This is a genomic window from Paraburkholderia sp. SIMBA_053 (assembly GCF_046534895.1).
GTDB lineage: Bacteria > Pseudomonadota > Gammaproteobacteria > Burkholderiales > Burkholderiaceae > Paraburkholderia > Paraburkholderia caledonica.
The window spans coordinates 1-238 of sequence record NZ_JAWRXU010001650.1; the positions used below are offsets into that span (position 1 = coordinate 1).

The 238-nt window shown below is 71.0% G+C and carries 1 protein-coding gene; it reads left to right on the top strand.

Going from position 1 to position 238, the window contains the following annotated elements:
* Positions 1–238: hypothetical protein (locus SB753_RS41160; protein ID WP_410805694.1), on the top strand; the 238-nt coding region annotated here is incomplete at both ends.

A 238-nucleotide genomic window follows, 5' to 3' on the forward strand; every position in this document is an offset into this window, starting at 1 on the left:
GCATGACTGCGTCGGAAACACTGTATCGCGGCGCCGCGCCGCGCCATGCCTGGGCCTGGTGGCTGGCCGCCTCGCAACTGCTGGTGGTCGCGTTGTGGTGGCGCTGGGGCTGGCCTGCTGGCCTGGCGGCCATGCTGCTGAGCCATGCCTTCTTCATGGGCCAGGTGTTCCTGCCGCGCTCGCGACTGTATGCACCGGTGCTGTGGCGCCGGCCGGGCGAGGGCCAGGCGGTCTGGTT